Genomic DNA, 17,141 nt, shown 5'->3' on the forward strand with positions numbered 1-17,141 from the left:
TACCCAACGGCCCCGAGACGGCTCACGGGCGCCCCTACGCCAAGGGACAGGCCCTTCCCGCGTGTGTCACGAAGTCCGACCACGTCCGTGGGGAAAGGGTGAGGTGCGGGGCCCGGCGGTTCTTGGAGTCGCGGATGTGGATGGTGGCGGGGGTTACGGCCACCTCGACGCAGTCGCCGGATGCGCTGCTGCTGTAGCTGCTCTTGAACCAGGTCAACTCGGGCGCGTTCATAGGTCTCCTCGCATGCGCTGCAGCAGGCTTACGGAGTCCTGCATGGTGAGAGCCTGCGAACGCATCCTGGCATACCGCCTCTGGAGCACGCTTACTACTTTCCGATCGGAGATCGGCTGGCCGCTCTCCTGCCCTTCGAGGTAGGCGAACCACTGATTCTCGGGCGTTTCCAGCAACTGCAGGGGCCCTTGCAGCCCGGAGTGAGACTCCTGGACCAGCGGCATGATCTGGACCTCGACGTTTCGGAGTTGGGCGATCTCCAGGACGTGCTCGATGAGTTCGCGCGTGACCTCCGGCCCGCCCGTGCGCCGTAGGAACAGGTGCTCCTCGACGGTGAAGCCGAACGCCGTGTTCGGACGCTCCCGCAGCAGCCTCTGCCGCTCGGCACGTGCCGCCCACCGCTCCTCGATCTGCGCGTCGGCGAGCGGCGGCAGGTGGTCCGCGGCCAGGGCCTGTGCGTACGTCTCCGTCTGCAACAGCCCCGGAATCAACCGGCATTCGTACGTGTACAGCGTGATCGCCACCTGCTCCAACCGCGCCCACCGCCGAAACCAAGCCGCCAACCCCGGCTGCCGAGCCAGCGTAGGCAACGCCTTCCGCAGCGCGCCCGTGTTGCCCAGCAACTCCTCCGCCCGCTCGACGAAGGCCTGATCCGGCATCCGGCGGCCCAACTCCACCGACGCCACCGTGTGCTTGGAGAAGCGCACCAGGTCGGCGTGCTCCTCCCGGCTGATCCCCGCGTGCTCCCGCAACGCCTGATGCACGGCCCCGAAGGTCCGCATACTGTCCGACGACTCCGGCTCACCGCCACCATCGACCACGGTCGGTCACCTCCCGCACCCATGGTCACGGTTGGTCACGCGTACTGTCCAGTCCGTAACCGCGTACGCCCCGGCAGCGTACGCGCGCCCGACCTGGTGAAGTGCCGTGCAGGAGCGTCAGATTGGGGCCACGACCGCACCGTTCACTTCTCAAGCGCCGGTTACCGTACGTGTGTTCAGGCAGCGTCTCAGCTCCACCCGCGCGGCGCCCGGCTCGCCCTGCACTTCGCCCTGAACCGGCTGCGCAATCCCATCAATCAAACAGCGGCGTACAAATTCACACACGTGACATGTTCATGATTTACGCTCCGGACTGATCGTTTTCTCTTCTACCCATGAAGGTCTGAGAGGACCCGGATGATCAAGGCAGGACTGTTCCGTAGCCGACTGACAACGTTATCGGCCCTGTTGGGCCTGTTGGTGACACTGGTCTGGGCGCTCCCCCAGACCGCCACCGCCACCGCCGACGCCGCCGCCACCACCGCGGCGACGGCCCCGACCGTGCCGACGCGCCGCCTCTGCGTGAAACCCGACAAGCCCGGCGAGATGGCCTGCTTCGCGGTCGCCCGCGACGACGTCCGGCAGACCGGCCAAGGCCTTCAACCACTGCTGGCTCCCGCCGGATTGGGTCCCGCCGACCTCCAGAGCGCCTACGACCTGCCCTCCGACGTGGCCGGGGCCGGGAGCACGGTCGCCATTGTCGACGCCTTCGACAACCCGAACGCGGAGGCCGACCTGGCGGTCTACCGCTCCCAGTTCGGCCTGCCGCCCTGCACCACCGCCAACGGTTGCTTCCGCAAGACCGACCAGCGTGGCGGCACCAACTACCCTGAGCCCGACGCGGGCTGGGCCGGCGAGATAGCCCTCGACCTCGACATGGTCAGCGCCGCCTGCCCGCTCTGCCACATCCTGCTGGTCGAGGCCGACGACCCGGCCATCGGCAACCTCGGTGAAACGGAGAACACGGCGGTCGCACTCGGCGCCAGATACGTCTCCAACAGTTGGGGCGGGAGCGAGAGCGCGATCGGCGACCTGCCCGACGACACCTACTACAGGCACCCGGGCGTGGCGATCACCTTCAGCACCGGCGACAACGGCTACGGCACCAGCTACCCGGCCTCGCTGCCGTATGTCACGGCGGTCGGCGGGACGTCGCTGAGCCCGGACAGCAGCACCACCCGGGGTTGGAGCGAGTCCGCGTGGACCGGCGCGGGCAGCGGCTGCTCGGCCTACTACCCCAAGCCGTCCTTCCAGACCGGCCGGGACTGCCCCAACCGCGCCGTCGCGGACGTGTCGGCCGTCGCGGACCCGGCGACCGGGGTCAGCGTCTACAACACGTACGAGGACCGCGGCTGGGGCGTCTACGGCGGCACCAGCGCGTCCGCCCCGATCATCGCCGCCACCTACGCGCTCGCCGGAACGCCGGGCGCCAACACCTACCCCAACGCCTACCCCTACGCTCACACCGGCGCCCTCAACGACGTGGCCTCCGGAACCAACGGCACCTGCGCGACCGCCGACCTGTGCACCGCCGGCCCCGGCTGGGACGGCCCGACCGGCCTCGGCACCCCCAACGGCACCGTCGCCTTCACCACCGGCCCGTACGGCAGGCTGACCGGCAAGGTCACCGACCCAGCCACCGGCGCGCCGGTCGCGGAGGTGCGGATCACGGCCGGTGCGAACGCCACGACGACCGGCGCCGACGGCACGTACGACATGACGCTCCCGGCGGGGAGGTACGACGTGGCGGCCGTGAAGTTCGGCTACGGCAGCGCCGACTCGGCCGCCGTCGAGGTCGGCGACGGCGCGACCGTGTCACGGGACTTCACCCTCACCGCCCAGCCCCTCGTCACCGTCAGCGGGCGGATCCGGGACGGCTCCGGCCACGGCTGGCCGCTCTCCGCGGGCATCCAGGTCGCCGACGAGCCGTCCACCCGGACGTACACCGACCCGGCGACCGGCCGCTACACCCTCAAGCTGCCCGCCAACAGCACCTACAGCCTCCAGGTCGACCCGGTCTACCCGGGCTACCAGGTCACGACGTCCGACCTGACGCTGGGGGCCAAGGCCGGCCGCAAGGACTTCGACGTCCCGGTCGACGCCGCCGCCTGCGTGGCGCCCGGCTACCGGCAGACGTTCAGCAACCGCACCGAGACCTTCGACGGCACAGGCGCTCCCGACGGGTGGAGTGTCACCGGCAGCGGCAACACCTGGCGCTTCGACGACCCGGCCGGGCGCGGCAACCTCACCGGCGGTTCAGGCGGATTCGCCATCGCCGACAGCGGCTACTTCGCCGACCGGCAGAACACCTCCCTCGTCTCCCCGGTCCTGGACCTGACCGGCTACGACACGCCCGCGGTCCGCTTCGACACCTTCTACAGGCGGTTCTCCGACGCCTCCAAGGCGGACGTCGACCTCAGCGTCGACGGCGGCAAGGTCTGGTCCACGGTGTGGCACCACGACACCGTCTCCGCCGGTCCCGGGCCGCAGAGCGTCGCCCTCCCGGCTGCGGCCGGGAAGTCCACTGTCCGGGTGCGGTTCCGCTATACCGGCGACGACGCCTACTACTGGCAGGTCGATGACGTCGCCTTCGGCGGCATGACCTGCGCTCCGGTGCCGGGCGGGCTGCTGTACGGGACGGTGACGGACCGCAACACCGGCCGGCCGGTGAGCGGCGCGACGGTGAGCGGCAGGTCCGGCGCCACGGCGAACACGGCCGGCGACGGTACGTACGTACGCTTCGCGCCACGGACGGGCCGTCAGCAGGTCGCGGTGAGCGCCGAGCACTACACCACGGCGACGAGGAGGGTGAGCGTCAAGGCCGACCACGCCACCCGCCTCGACGCGGTGCTGCGAGCCGGACGACTGGCGATCAGCCCGGCGGCGGTCGACAGGACCGTACGCAGGGGGAAGGCCACCACCGCCCAGATCACCCTGCGCAACACCGGCTCCGCCCCGCTCACCGTCACCCTCACCGAGCGGTCCGGGGACATTCCGACGTCGACGGCAGCCGACGCCCCGTCCCCCCGGTACGTGCCCGGTGACTACAGCCCCGACCGGCTGACGAAGGCGAGAACCACGGCAACGGCCAGGACCGAGGGCGCTGCCGCTGCGACTGATGCGACCTCCGCCACCTCGGGCTGGACCTCCGTCACCGACTACCCCACCCCGGTCATGGACAACGCCGTCGCCACTGGCCCGGACGGCCGCGTCTACTCGGTCGGCGGCACGGACGGCACCTCCGTCCTGTCCGGCGGCTACGTATACGATCCCCTCACCGCCGCCTGGACAGCGATCCCCGGCGGTCCCGCCACGCCCCGCGAGGCAGCCCAGGCCGCCTTCCTGAACGGCAAGTTGTACATCACCGGCGGCTGGACGGCGGACGGCGGCACCGTGCCCACCACCGAGGTCTACGACCCGCAGCACCACACCTGGTCCACCGCCGCCCCGGCGCCAGCCGGCTACGCGGCAGCGGCCTCCGCCACCCTCGACGGCAAGTGGTACCTGGTCGGCGGATGCGGAACGGGCTACTGCACCGGCTCCACCGCGGTGCGGGTCTACGACCCGGCCACCGACACATGGGCCGCCGCCACCCCCTACCCCGAGGCCGTCTCCTGGCTCGGCTGCGGCACCGTCTCGGACACCCTGTACTGCGCGGGCGGCACCACCTCGATCGAGGGAACACGGCACGGCTACGCGTACGACCCGGCAACCGCCGCCTGGACCCCGATCACCGACCTGCCCACCGACCTGTGGGCCTCGGCGTCCGCCACCGCCGATGGCCGCTTCCTCCTCTCCGGCGGGGTCAGCGACCTCCTCGGCGCCATCACCAGCGCCGGCTACGCCTACGACCCGGCCGCCCGCACCTGGACGGCCCTGCCCGCCACCGCCACGCCCCTCTACCGGGCCGGCGGCGCCTGCGGGTTCTACCGGGTCGGCGGGGCTCCGAGCGTCTGGGACGCCCAAGCGAACGTCGAGCAGTTGCCGGGCCTCGACAGCTGCGTCCCGGCAGCCGACGTCCGCTGGCTCTCCGCCACCCCCTCCACCCGTACGCTCGCCCCGGGCCGGCGCCTGACCGTCACCGTCCGGCTGGACGCGGGTGTGAAAGCGGTGGACGTGGCCGGGGCCTACACGGCCGCGCTCGCGGTCGGCACGGACACGCCGTACACGTACCCGGCGGTGCCGGTGCGGATGACCGTGCGCTGACAGTCCACCGTCCGACAACCAACCGGCGGTGCTCCGCCGCTCCGCCCGCGACCGCTATGGCCGCGGGCGGAGCGGCTTCGCACAGACCGTTCATGGGCTGTCCAGCCCGCACGGTGGTGCTGCCCGAGGTCAGGCGCTGGACGCTGGTCGGTCACCTCCCGCACCCCATGGTCACGTGTACTGTCCAGTCCGTAGTCGCGTACGCTGCGGCAGCGTACGCGCGCCCGACCTGGTGAAGTGCCCTGCGCTGACGCCAGATTGGGGCCATGACCGCACCGATCACTCCCCAAGCGCCGGTTACCGTACGTACGTTCAGGCAGCGCCTCAGCTCCACCCCGCGCGGCGCCCGGCTCGCCCGGCACCTCGCCCTGAACCAACTGCACGCCTGGGGCATCCCGCACGGCAGCGACGTCTCCGAGGCCGTCGCCGTGATCGTCGCCGAGTTGGCCGCCAACGCGGTGACCCACGGCCGGGTGCCTGGACGGGACTTCGAGCTGCGGCTGTCCCTGCCGACGGGCAGCGTCCGTATCGAGGTCACGGACACCCGTACCGAGCCTCGACATCCGAAGCCGGGTGACGTACGGCCGTCCGCTCCTCTCGACGAGCGCGGCCGTGGGCTGGTCCTCGTGGACGCGCTCGCCGACCGGTGGGAGGTGCTGGATCGGGAGCCCCTCGGGAAGACGGTGCGTGCCGAGGTCGACCTGCCCTCAAGGCTGCGGATCAGGCCGCCGGCATGACGTCGGCGCGCGCGGCGTGGAGCGCCTGGCTCTGCGCGGCCGTCATGCGGTGGATGACGATGATGACGAGTGCGGCGGCGGTGAGGGTGAGTGCCTCCGCGATCACGAGGAGGGGCAGCGGGCTTCCGGTCAGGCTGCCGATCGCCCCGGTCAGGAAGTGGCCCGCCCACGCCACCCACCAGGCGTTCACCAGCGTGTCGTCACGGCCCGCCGAGGTGGGATCCGTACTGCTCGCCCGCCGTGTCGCGAGCAGCAGACCGCGCGGGGCCCACGCGTTGACCAACGGGATGAGCCAGGCCATCACCGCCCAGGCGTCGGAGCCGAGGTCGACGCCCGGGGTGATGACCCGGGCGTTCCGGCGGCACCGGTGGAACCACACCAGGAACAGGGCCGTCGCCAGCGTCATGGCGTCCACGGACACCATCGAGACGAGGCCCGCCGTGTTCGGCGAGGTCCCCGCCGGATCCAGACGACTGGCCCTGAGGGTCGCCGCCCGGATCACCTCGACCACGGCCGCCACGGCTATCGCCCCCTGTGCCGAACGGGCAAGGAGACGCGGCGACTTGGGAGCAGCGGAGCCGGCAGGTCTGTCGGGTTCGGTCATGCGCGGATCTTATGCGCCTGCGGCATTGGGCCAGCTCTGTGCGTTCGGCCACCCCGTGGCCGGTGCCGGAGTGAGCCCCGGGGCGGTCATGCCCCGTACCTGCGCCGCCGTCAGGCCTCCGCGTGCCGGGACGCCCGGTGGGGTCGGTCCGGAGGGCATCGCGGCGGCCGGGGCCATCGGCGCGGGGGCCGGGGCCGGCATGGCCGGTTGCAGGGGTGCAGGCGTCGGCATCGGTGCCGGAGCCGGGGTCTGCATGGGGAACGGCGTCGGGGCGGGCGCCATGGGCGCGGGCTGCGGCGCCGGCATCTGGGCGACGGACGGCATCTGGGCGGGCGCCGGCATGGGCGGCAGTTGCGCCGCAGCCGGCATCGGCATCCCGCCCCCGACGCTCCCGCCCTGCAGAGGCGCCGCCGCGACCGCCGGCATCGGCATGCCGCCCCCGCCGCCGGAGGCCATCGCCGCCAGCCCCTGCATCCCCGCCCCGTTGGTCGCGCTGACCAGGCGGTCCACGGCCGCCGTGCCCGAGCTGTCGCTGGTCCCTGCGCTCAGCTCGGGCACGGCGGCTCCCCTCCTGGTCCCGTAGAGCACCTGTTCCAGGCCGGACACCAGGCGACGCACATCCACCTGGGGGCGCACCACGAGCCTCAGGAAGCGGCTGGACGAACCGATCTTGTTGCCGCACTCACGGACCAGGATCCGGTGCTCGGCGAGCATCCGGTCCCGGACCACGGTGCCCTCGGCGCCCACGGGGAGGCGCACGAAGAGGAAGTTGCCCTGCGAGGGGTAGACCGTCAGACCGGGCAGCGCGGACAGCTGGCCGGCCATGTCCAGGCGGTCGCGGCGGACCTGCTGGAGGCTCTGCGCGTACTCCGCGCCGTGGTCCTTGAGCATGAACACCACGTGCTCGGCGAAGGAGTTGAGGTTCCACTTCGGCAGCATGGAGCGGACCCGGCCGGCCAGGGCGGGGTTGGCCACCAGGTAGCCGAAGCGTATGCCGTGCAGGCCGAAGTTCTTGCCGAGGCTGCGCAGGACGATCACGTTGGGCCTGAGCATCGCCTCCTGGACCACCGAGGGCTCGGCCTCCGCGTCGGCGAACTCCAGGAAGGACTCGTCGATGATCACCAGGTCCAGGTCGGCCATCGCGTCCATGAACTGGATCAGCGCGTGACGGTGCAGGAAGCCGCCGTCGGGGTTGTTCGGGTTGCAGACCACCGCGACCCGGGTGCCACGCTTGCGGATGAACTCGGCGTACTGGCCGAGGTCCAGGGCGAAGCCGTTCGACTCCTGCAGCGGGAACATGTCGACCCGCTTGCCGGTCTCCATCGGCTGGTCGGTCCAGCGGCCGAAGCTGGGGACGGGGACGGCGAGGGACTCGCGGACCATCAGGTGGTCGATCCAGGTGATCAGTTCGGTCGAGCCGTTGCCCATCACCACGCACTGCGGCGGCAGTTGCAGCAGGTCGCACAGCTCGGCCGTGATCGTCTCGGCGCTGCTCGGGTAGTAGGTGACGATCTCGCGCAGCCGTCCCGCCATCTCCTCGAACATCGCCGGGGTGGGGAAGTACGGATTGCAGGGGACCGAGAAGTCCACCGGGCCGGTCCCGTCACCGCCCTCACGCGTCAGCGCCGCCATCGACGGGCTGTGGGCCGCGCCGCTGCGGAACAGCGAGGTGACGTTGTCGGCCATGGAACCTCCGTATGAGGCGGGCCCGGTGGGGACGACCGGGCCCGTCGTGTTGGGTGGCCCGCGCGGGGGAGCACGGGCCACCCATGGATACGGAGTCGCCAGAGGCGTTGTTCAACGGATGTGAAGCAAGTGTGACTCGGGGAACCGGACGATCGCGTTCTGCGTCCCCGGACCGGTCCCGTCGTGTCACCTTGCGTCCCGTTCCGCCCGTTCCGTCGGCCGGGTCAGACGCCGAACGAGTGGATGGTCGTCGTCCGGTAGGTGTGCCCGGGGCGCAGCACCGTAGACGGCCAGGACGGCTCGTTCGGGGAGTCCGGGAAGTGCTGCGTCTCCAGGCACAGGCCGTCGCCCTGCCGGTAGGTGCGGCCGGAGGTGCCGACCAGGGTGCCGTCCAGGAAGTTGCCGGAGTAGAACTGCACGCCCGGCTGGTCGGTGGCGATCTTCAGGGTGCGGCCGGAGCGCGGGTCGCGCAGGGTGGCGATGTGCTGCGGTTTGGCCGTGACCCCCTTGTCGAGGACCCAGTTGTGGTCGAAGCCCTTGGCCTGCACCTGCTGCGGGTGGCCCGCGCGGATGTCCCGGCCGATCGGCTTGCCCTTGGTGAAGTCGAAGGGCGTCCCCGCGACCTCGGCCAGCTCACCGGTGGGGATCAGCCCCGAGTCGGTGGGCGTGTAGCGGTGCGCCGCGATCGTCAGCTCGTGGTCCTCGATGCTGCCGCTGCCCTCACCGGCGAGGTTCCAGTACGTGTGGTTGGTGAGGTTGACGACGGTCGGCTTGTCGGTGGTGGCCTCGTAGTCGATGCGCCAGTCGCCGTGCTTGTTCAGCGTGAAGGTGACCTTCGTCTTCAGCGTGCCCGGGTAGCCCATCTCACCGTCGACGCTGGTGTAGTGCAGGTGCAGGCCGACGTCGGAGCCGGAGGAGAAGCCCTCCACGTCCCACACCTTGGTGTTGAAGCCCTTGGCGCCGCCGTGCAGGCTGTTGACGCCGTCGTTGACGTTCAGCTGGTACTTCTTGCCGTCCAGGGTGAACCGGCCCTTGGCGATGCGGTTGCCGTAGCGGCCGATGGTGGCGCCGAAGAACGTGGTTCCCTTGACGTACGCGTCGAGGTTGTCGTACCCGAGGGAGACGTTGACGTGGCGGCCGTGCCGGTCGGGGATCTCCAGGGACTGGACGATGCCGCCGTAGGAGAGGACCTTCAGGCGGGTGCCGCCGTTCTCCAGCGACCAGCGGTGGACCTTCGTGCCGTCGGCGAGCTTGCCGAAGAGCTCCTTCACCGGCTTCTTCCTGCCTCCCGGGGCGGCCTCGGCGCTGCTCGTGCCGAGGGTGGTGGCGGCGAGTCCCGCCGCCGCGGCTCCTGCGATGACCGTGCGTCTGTTCAGTTCCATGTGCGGCTCCCTTGAAAGGTGGGGCCCCGCCGTTTCCGACGGGGCCCGAGCTGACCTATGAACCGGACTTGCGCTTGTTCCAGACGTCGAAGCCGACCGCGGCCAGCAGGGCGAGGCCCTTGATGACCTGTTGCCAGTCGGTGCCGACGCCGAGGAGGTTCATGCCGTTGTTCAGCACACCGAGGACGAGGCCACCGATGATCGCGCCGAGGACGGTTCCCACACCGCCGCTCATGGACGCGCCACCGATGAACGAGGAGGCGATGGCCTCGAGTTCGAAGTTCAGGCCCGCCTTCGGCGAGGCCGCGTTCAGGCGGGCGGCGACCACCAGACCCGCCAGGGCCGCGAGCACGCCCATGTTTAGGAAGACGTAGAAGGTGACCTTCTTGTCCTTGACGCCGGACAGCTTCGCGGCCGGCAGGTTGCCGCCGATCGCGTAGATGTGCCGGCCGAAGACCGCGTTGCGCATGACGTAGCCGTAGCCGACCACCAGCACACCGAGCACGATCAGGATGATCGGGGCACCGTTGTAGCTGGCCAGCAGCATGGTCAGGGCGAGGATCGCGGCCACGATGGCGACCAGCTTGAGCAGGAAGAGGTTCCTCGGCACGACGTCGAGGGAGAACTCCGCCTGCCGGCGCCGGTCGCGCACCTCCTGCCACACCACGGCCGCGATCAGCACGATGCCGAGCAGCAGCGTGATGTTGTGGTAGTTGGTGTTCGGGCCGACCGCGGGCAGGAAGCCGTTGCCGAGCTTCTGCAGACCGTTCGGGAACGGGCCGAGGGTCTGCCCCTTGAGCAGGATCTCCGTGAGACCGCGGAAGAGCAGCATGCCGGCCAGGGTGACGATGAACGACGGTATGCCGAAGTAGGCGATCAGCACGCCTTGTACGGCACCGGCCACCGCGCCCATCAGCAGGCACAGCACCAACGCGACCGGCCACGCCACACCATGACTGACCGTCAGCACGGCGGCGAAGGCGCCCACGAACGCGGTCAGCGAGCCGACCGACAGGTCGATGTGCCCGGCGATGATGACCAGCATCATGCCGATGGCCAGGATCAGGATGTAGCTGTTCTGCAGCACCAGGTTGGAGACGTTGCGCGGCAGCAGCAGGTCGCCGCCGGTCCACACCTGGAAGAGGACGACGATCAGGCCGAGCGCGATCAGCATGCCGTACTGGCGCATGTTGCGGCGCAGCCCGCCGAGCACCAGCTGCACCAGGCCCGCGCCGCCGCCCGAGCCGCCCTTGCCCGGCGGTGCCGCCGCCGGGCTCTTGTCGGTGACGTCCGTGCTCATCGCGATACCTCTTTGTCCTTTGTCATGTGGCGCATCAGCACTTCCTGCGTGGCCTCGGCCCGCGGGACCTCACCCGTCAGCCGCCCGGCGGCCATGGTGTAGATGCGGTCGCACATGCCGAGCAGCTCGGGCAGTTCGGAGGAGATGAAGAGGACCGCCTTGCCCTGGGCGGCCAGCTGGTCGATGACCGTGTAGATCTCGTACTTGGCGCCCACGTCGATACCGCGCGTGGGCTCGTCCAGGATCAGCACGTCCGGACCCGCGAAGATCCACTTGCTGAGGACGACCTTCTGCTGGTTGCCGCCGGACAGCTTGCCCACCGGCTCGAACACGGTCGGCGCCTTGATGTTCATGGACTTGCGGAAGCCCTCGGCGACCTGCCGCTCCTCGTGCTCGTCGACCACGCCCCGCTTCGCGACCTTGGCGAGCGCGGTCAGCGAGATGTTCCGGTTGATGGTGTCGATGAGGTTGAGGCCGTAGTGCTTGCGGTCCTCGGTGACGTAAGCGATGCCGTTGTCGACCGCCTCCGAGACGGTCTTCGTACGGATCTCCCGGCCGTCCTTGAGGACCGTGCCGCCCGCGTACCGGCCGTAGGTGCGCCCGAACACGCTCATCGCGAGCTCGGTGCGGCCGGCGCCCATCAGGCCCGCGATGCCCACGATCTCGCCCCGGCGCACGTTGATCGACACGTCGTCGACCACCTTGCGCGCCTGGTCGATCGGGTGGTGCACGGTCCAGTTGCGGATCTCCAGGGCGGGCGCCGCGTTCTCGTCCGCCGCCTCGTGCGGGGTGCGCTCGGGGAAGCGGTGGTCGAGGTCTCGGCCGACCATGCCGGAGATGATCCGGTCCTCGGTGGTCTCCTTCGCCTTCACGTCGAGGGTCTCGATGGACCGCCCGTCGCGCAGGATGGTCACCGAGTCGGCCACCTTGCGGATCTCGTTGAGCTTGTGGGAGATGATGATCGAGGTGATGCCCTGCTTCTTCAACTCCAGGATGAGGTTGAGGAGTTTGTCGCTGTCCTCGTCGTTGAGGGCCGCGGTCGGCTCATCCAGGATGAGCAGCTTCACCTTCTTCGACAGCGCCTTCGCGATCTCCACCAGCTGCTGCTTGCCCACGCCGATGTCGGCGACGCGGGTCTCCGGGTGGTCCTCGAGACCCACCCGGCGCAGCAGTTCGGAGGCGTGCCGCAGGGTCTGTCGCCAGTCGATGAACCCGCCCTTGGCGTGTTCGTTGCCGAGGAAGATGTTCTCCGCCAGCGAGAGGTACGGCGACAGCGCCAGCTCCTGGTGGATGATGACGATGCCGAGCTGCTCACTGGCCCGGATGTCCCTGAACTCGCAGAGCTCGCCCTCGAAGAGGATCTCGCCCTCGTAGGAGCCGTGCGGATGGACGCCGGAGAGCACCTTCATCAGGGTGGACTTGCCGGCGCCGTTCTCGCCGCAGATGGCGTGGACCTCGCCCTGACGGACGGTCAGCGTGACGTCCGACAACGCCTTGACACCGGGAAAGGTCTTGACGATCGAGCGCATTTCCAGGACGGGTCCCGCCATGGTCGTGCCTTCCAATCAGTAGGTGGGCGGGGTTACTTGAGTTCGGCGTCGGTGTAGTAGCCGCCCTTGACGAGGACGTCCTCGTAGTTGGTCTTGTCCACGCTCACCGGCTGGAGCAGGTAGGCCGGGACGACCTTGGTGCCGTTGGTGTAGGTCTTGGTGTCGTTGACCTGCGGCGTCTTCTTGTTGAGGACGTCGTCGACCATGGTCGCGGCGACCTCGGCGAGCTTGCGGGTGTCCTTGTAGACGGTCTGCGTCTGCTGGCCCGCGATGATCGACTTCACCGAGGCGAGCTCGGCGTCCTGGCCGGTGATGACCGGCAGCGGCTTACTGGCGGAGCCGTAGCCGTCCGACTTGAGGGCGGCGAGGATGCCGATGGAGATGCCGTCGTAGGGCGAGAGCACCGCGTCGACCTTGGCGCTGGAGTACGTGGAGGTCAGGATGTCCTCCATGCGCTTCTGCGCGGTGGCGCCGTCCCAGCGCAGGGTGGTGACCTGGTTGAGGGCGGTCTGCTTGGACTTGACGACCAGTTGCTTCTTGTCGATGTACGGCTGCAGCACGCTCATCGCGCCGCTGAAGAAGTACTTGGTGTTGTTGTCGTCGTTGGAGCCGGCGAACAGCTCGATGTTGAACGGGCCCGTCTTGCCCTTGTCCAGACCGAGCTTCTGGATGATGTACGTGCCCTGCAGCACGCCGACCTTCTCGTTGTCGAACGACGCGTAGTAGTCGACGTTCTTGGTGCCGAGGATCAGCCGGTCGTAGGCGATGACCGGGATGTTGGCCGACGCGGCCTCCTGCAGCACGTTGTTGAGGGACTTGTTGTCGATGGCCGCGATGATCAGGCCCTTGACGCCCTGCGTGATCAGGTTCTCGATCTGCGAGACCTGGGTGTCGGGGTTGTCCTCGCCGTAGACCAGCTTGGTCTTGTAGCCCTTGGCCTTCAGGTCCTTGACGACGTTGTTGCCGTCGGCGATCCAGCGCTCGGAGGACTTGGTCGGCATCGCGATGCCGATGGTCCCGCCCTTGGTGTCGCCGCTCTTCTCCTTGCTGCCACCCGAGCTGTTCTGCCCGCAGGCGGAGAGGGTGAGGGCGAGGGACGCGGCTCCGGCTATGGCGGCGAACGCGGCTCTGCGAGTACGCATGGTCATCATCCTTGATGTCGGTGGGACGGGGCTCGGTCCGGTGGTGCGATGGCGCATGAGCGGTGCGTTCAAGACCGAGGGCGTGTGGGATTCTGTGATGCTTCGTCTGCTTTTGTGAAGAGCAGTGTCCGGAACGTTATGCGGGGGTTTCGAACCTGTTGAGCGTTCCGGGCAGTCGGGAGCCCAGGGGTGCCATGTCGCCGTCGGCTCCGTGCCGGGCGAGCAGGTCCAGGGCAAGTCGGCCGCGCCGCACCCGTTCCCGGGCGGTGGCGAGCGTCAGGTCCCGCATGTGGTGCCCGTACGGGTAGATGCCGGGGCTCTTGGACAGACCGAACTTCAGGTACAACGGAGCGCCGCGTCTGATCAGTTCGGCGACCTCGTACATCCGCACGTAGCCGCCGAGGTCGTCCGGCGCCTCGATGTACATGTCCATCGGGGCGGCGGAGACCCGCCGGATCTCGGTGAGGTGATCGAGTGTCAGGTCGCTCGGGACGTTCAGGGAGTCGGCGCCCAGCCGCTCGTACACGGCGTACGAGGCCGGGTTGACGGGGCCGATCAGCGCCGAGACCTTCAGCGTGGTGTCGGCCGGGATGATCCCCGCCGTACGCGCCCGGTGCAGCGTCCACAGCACGCCCTCGTCGGCGACCAGCAGGCACTTGACGCCCAACTCCGTTGCCCGCACGGCGTCCTCGACACAGCCGGCGACGGCGTCGTGGCCCCGGGCGCGCAGTCCGGCGCCCCCCGAGTCAGACCGTGTCGAGCCGCCGATGTCCCAGGTGCCGCGCGGACCGGTGAACAGGCAGAGCTCGATGTCCCGTTCGCCCGTCGCCTCGACCATCTCGGTGATCTCGGCGTCGGTCAGCATCCACACACCGCTGCCCTGGCTGATCCGGTGGATCGGCACGTCGAGCAGCGAGGACTCCTTGAGCACGATGGCCAGCGCTTCGGGGCCCTCGCACGAGGGGATCTCGGTGCGCCACTTGCCGCCGCCGGGGAAGGTGTGCGGGGAGGCGTCGGCGGGGTCGAGGGCGGGCGCGCCCAGGCCGAGGGCCGAGAGTGCCTGCTCACCGGGTCGGCGGGGCGCCGTATCGGAAGCGTCGGTCGTCACAAGCTGTCCTTCGTGTTCGGTATTTCGGACGAGGTTCGCGGCTCAGGTCGTGGGGGGCTCTGGTACGCCGGTACGGGGACCGTCAGGTCGCCCCCGTACCGGCGTACGTCTAAGGGCGGAGAAGCACCTTGCCCACCTTCGGATCACCGGACCCCACCAGCTCCATGGCCTGGGAGAACTCCTCCAATGGCAGCTCGTGCGTGACCAGCGGCAGCGGATCGAGCAGACCGGCCCCGAACACCCGCACCGCGTGCGCCCAGGCGGCCGGCGCGGCCCCGAAGACGGAGTGCACCTCCAACTGCCGTAGGACCAGGTCGGTCGGGTCGAGGCCCTCGGCGCCCGGCGCCGGGATACCGGTCAGGACCAGCCGTCCGCCACGCCTCAGCAGCGAGACGGCGGTGCGCGCGGCGGACGCGGACCCGGCTGTCTCGATGACCACGTCGAAGTCGTCGGGAAGGTCCTCGTCCTTCGTCAGGAAGCCGGTGGCACCGAAATCCTTCGACAGCCCGGCGCGGTCGGCTCGCGTCCCCACCACCAGCAGCTCCGCCGGGGAGCCCGCCTTCAGGAACTGAACGGCGAACATCCCGAGTGTGCCCGTGCCCACGACCGCGACCCGGTCGCCCGGCATCGCGTCCGCCTTGAGCGCGGCGGCCGCGATGCAGGCGGCCGGCTCCAACAGCGCGGCGGCCGTCAGGTCGGCGTCGTCGGGGAGGATGTGCAGCAACCGGGCCGGCAGGGTGAGCGTGGCGGCCATGGCACCCGGCTGGGTGAACCCGGTCTCCTCGTACCCGGCCGTGCACAGCGTGGTCTCGCCCACATGACAACGGTCGCAGAGCTGGCAGTTGCGGAAGCCCTCGCCGACCACCTTGCGGCCGACAAGACCCGAAGGCACCCCCGGCCCGACCGCCTCCACCGTCCCGGACCACTCGTGGCCCGGGGTGACCGGATAGCGGACGTACCCCTCTGGCCGGTTGCCCTGGTACACCTCGCGGTCGCTGCCGCAGATGCCGGCCGCGTGGACACGGATCAGGGCTTCGCCGGCGTCGGGAGCCCGAGGCGTGTGCTGGGTGAGCCGGTGCTCACCGGGCGCCTCGATCACGACGGCGCAGCTCACTTGCTGCCCTTCGGCTTGCGCTGCTCCCAGCCCTCGGCCCACAGGTCGAAACGGGCCTGCTGCTGCGGGAACTCCGCCGCCGCGTCGGTGTCCAGCTCGACGCCGAGGCCCGGCGCGTCGGAGAGGTGGAAGTAGCCGTCCACGACCTCCGGCGCCCCCTTGACCACCTTCTTGATCTCGGCGTCCGCGAAGTCGTTGAAGTGCTCCAGGATCTTGAAGTTGGGGGAGGTGAACCCGACCTGGAGGGAGGCGGCGGTGAGCACGGAACCGCCCACGTTGTGCGGGGCGACGAGCATGTAGTGGGTCTCGGCGGTGGCGGCCAGTTTGCGCGTCTCCCAGATGCCGCCGAGGTGGCCGACGTCGGGCTGGAGGATGTCGACGGCCTGGCTCTCGAAGAGCTCGCGGAACTCGATCCGGTCGTGGATGCGCTCACCGGTGGCGACCGGGATGTCGACCTTGGCGGCGACCTTCTCCAGTGCCTTGAGGTTCTCCGGCGGGCACGGCTCCTCCAGCCAGGCGGGCTTGAAGGGGGCGAGCTCCTTGGCGAGCCGCACGGCGGTGGCGGGCGAGAACCGGCCGTGCATCTCCAGCATCAGCTCGGCGTCCGGCCCGATCGCGTCCCGCACGGCCTCGATCAGGGAGACCGCGTACAGGCTCTGCTCGTGGTCCAGCTCGAAGTGCCCGGTGCCGAAGGGGTCGATCTTCAGCGCCTTGTAGCCGCGCTCCATGACCCCCTGGGCGGCCTTGTGGTACGCCTCCGGCGTCCGCTCCGTGGTGTACCAGCCGTTGGCGTACGCCTTCACCTTGTCGGTGACCTTGCCGCCGAGCAGCTGCCAGACGGGCACGCCGAGGGCCTTGCCCTTGATGTCCCAGCAGGCCATCTCGACGACGGCGATGCCGGACATCACGATCTCGCCGGCCCGGCCGTAGTCGCCGTACTTCATCCGGCGTACGAGGTCTTCCAGGGCGAAGGGGTCGGAGCCCACAATGTGGTTGGCCTCCGCCTCCCGCAGATAGCCGATCAGCGCGTCGGTGTGACCGAGCATCCGGGTCTCGCCGACTCCCGTGATCCCTTCGTCGGTGTGCACCTGGACGTAGGTCAGGTTGCGCCAAGGCGTCCCGACCACGTGTGTGCTGATTCCGGTGATACGCACGGAGATTGCCCCTCAGCTGTTCGAGATTTCGTCACGCGTTCGAAATGCTGGCGTGACAGTAAGGACGGGGTGTGGGGAGTGTCAATGGGTCGAACGCATAACGGT

The 17,141-nt window shown here is 69.6% G+C and carries 13 protein-coding genes; 2 read left to right on the forward strand and 11 right to left on the reverse strand.

All coding sequences use genetic code 11. The features are described from left to right. Positions 1-34 precede the first annotated feature (34 nt). Both ACIRVK_RS25675 and ACIRVK_RS25680 read right to left on the reverse strand, forming a co-directional pair. On the reverse strand, positions 35-232 hold the full coding sequence (locus ACIRVK_RS25675) for a DUF397 domain-containing protein (protein ID WP_404250863.1): 198 nt from the start codon (positions 230-232) through the stop codon (positions 35-37). Further along, complete coding sequence (locus ACIRVK_RS25680; RefSeq protein ID WP_404250864.1) at positions 229-1,014, reverse strand: helix-turn-helix domain-containing protein; 786 nt, start codon at positions 1,012-1,014, stop codon at positions 229-231. Before ACIRVK_RS25680 ends, ACIRVK_RS25675 begins: the two co-directional genes overlap by 4 nt. Before the next feature lie 459 nt (positions 1,015-1,473). On the opposite strand from ACIRVK_RS25680, the gene ACIRVK_RS25685 reads away from it, so the two are divergent. Both ACIRVK_RS25685 and ACIRVK_RS25690 read left to right on the forward strand, forming a co-directional pair. Further along, positions 1,474-5,259 carry a carboxypeptidase regulatory-like domain-containing protein gene (locus ACIRVK_RS25685; protein ID WP_404250918.1) on the forward strand — a complete coding sequence of 1,262 codons (3,786 nt, stop codon included), beginning with the start codon at positions 1,474-1,476 and terminating at the stop codon, positions 5,257-5,259. 266 nt (positions 5,260-5,525) lie between these two features. Further along, positions 5,526-5,996 carry an ATP-binding protein gene (locus ACIRVK_RS25690; protein ID WP_404250865.1) on the forward strand — a complete coding sequence of 157 codons (471 nt, stop codon included), beginning with the start codon at positions 5,526-5,528 and terminating at the stop codon, positions 5,994-5,996. On the opposite strand, the gene ACIRVK_RS25695 is transcribed toward ACIRVK_RS25690, so the two are convergent. From ACIRVK_RS25695 to ACIRVK_RS25735, 9 genes are all read right to left on the reverse strand, one after another. Further along, positions 5,980-6,600, reverse strand: a complete 621-nt coding sequence (locus ACIRVK_RS25695; protein ID WP_404250866.1) for a DUF4328 domain-containing protein — start codon at positions 6,598-6,600, stop codon at positions 5,980-5,982. The genes ACIRVK_RS25690 and ACIRVK_RS25695 overlap by 17 nt on opposite strands. 9 nt (positions 6,601-6,609) lie before the next feature. After that, the gene (locus ACIRVK_RS25700; protein ID WP_404250867.1) at positions 6,610-8,286 is read right to left on the reverse strand and encodes a pyridoxal phosphate-dependent aminotransferase; all 1,677 of its coding nucleotides are present in this window, start codon (positions 8,284-8,286) and stop codon (positions 6,610-6,612) included. 224 nt (positions 8,287-8,510) lie between these two features. Continuing rightward, entirely contained in the window at positions 8,511-9,668 is a 1,158-nt protein-coding gene (locus ACIRVK_RS25705) for an aldose epimerase family protein (protein ID WP_404250868.1), read from the reverse strand. A 55-nt stretch (positions 9,669-9,723) separates the two neighbouring features. Then, a complete protein-coding gene (gene mmsB / locus ACIRVK_RS25710) occupies positions 9,724-10,968 on the reverse strand; it encodes a multiple monosaccharide ABC transporter permease (RefSeq protein ID WP_404250870.1) in 1,245 nt (414 codons plus the stop codon). Then, positions 10,965-12,518: a multiple monosaccharide ABC transporter ATP-binding protein gene (gene mmsA / locus ACIRVK_RS25715; protein WP_404250872.1), complete on the reverse strand. Its 1,554-nt coding sequence runs from the start codon at positions 12,516-12,518 to the stop codon at positions 10,965-10,967. Before mmsA ends, mmsB begins: the two co-directional genes overlap by 4 nt. 32 nt (positions 12,519-12,550) lie before the next feature. Next, positions 12,551-13,660, reverse strand: coding sequence for a multiple monosaccharide ABC transporter substrate-binding protein (chvE, locus tag ACIRVK_RS25720; RefSeq protein ID WP_404250874.1), 1,110 nt, complete (start codon positions 13,658-13,660; stop codon positions 12,551-12,553). Positions 13,661-13,796: 136 nt separating this feature from the next. Then, complete coding sequence (locus tag ACIRVK_RS25725) at positions 13,797-14,768, reverse strand: hypothetical protein (RefSeq protein WP_404250876.1); 972 nt, start codon at positions 14,766-14,768, stop codon at positions 13,797-13,799. A gap of 109 nt (positions 14,769-14,877) precedes the next feature. Further along, positions 14,878-15,882, reverse strand: a complete 1,005-nt coding sequence (locus tag ACIRVK_RS25730) for a zinc-binding dehydrogenase (protein WP_404250878.1) — start codon at positions 15,880-15,882, stop codon at positions 14,878-14,880. Next, positions 15,879-17,036 (reverse strand): mandelate racemase/muconate lactonizing enzyme family protein, encoded by a 1,158-nt coding sequence (locus ACIRVK_RS25735; RefSeq protein ID WP_404250880.1) that lies wholly within the window; start codon positions 17,034-17,036, stop codon positions 15,879-15,881. The genes ACIRVK_RS25730 and ACIRVK_RS25735 overlap by 4 nt, the downstream gene beginning before the upstream one ends. Between the last annotated feature and the right edge of the window lie 105 nt (positions 17,037-17,141).

This window comes from Streptomyces sp. NPDC101152, from assembly GCF_044768275.1.
Lineage (GTDB): Bacteria > Actinomycetota > Actinomycetes > Streptomycetales > Streptomycetaceae > Streptomyces.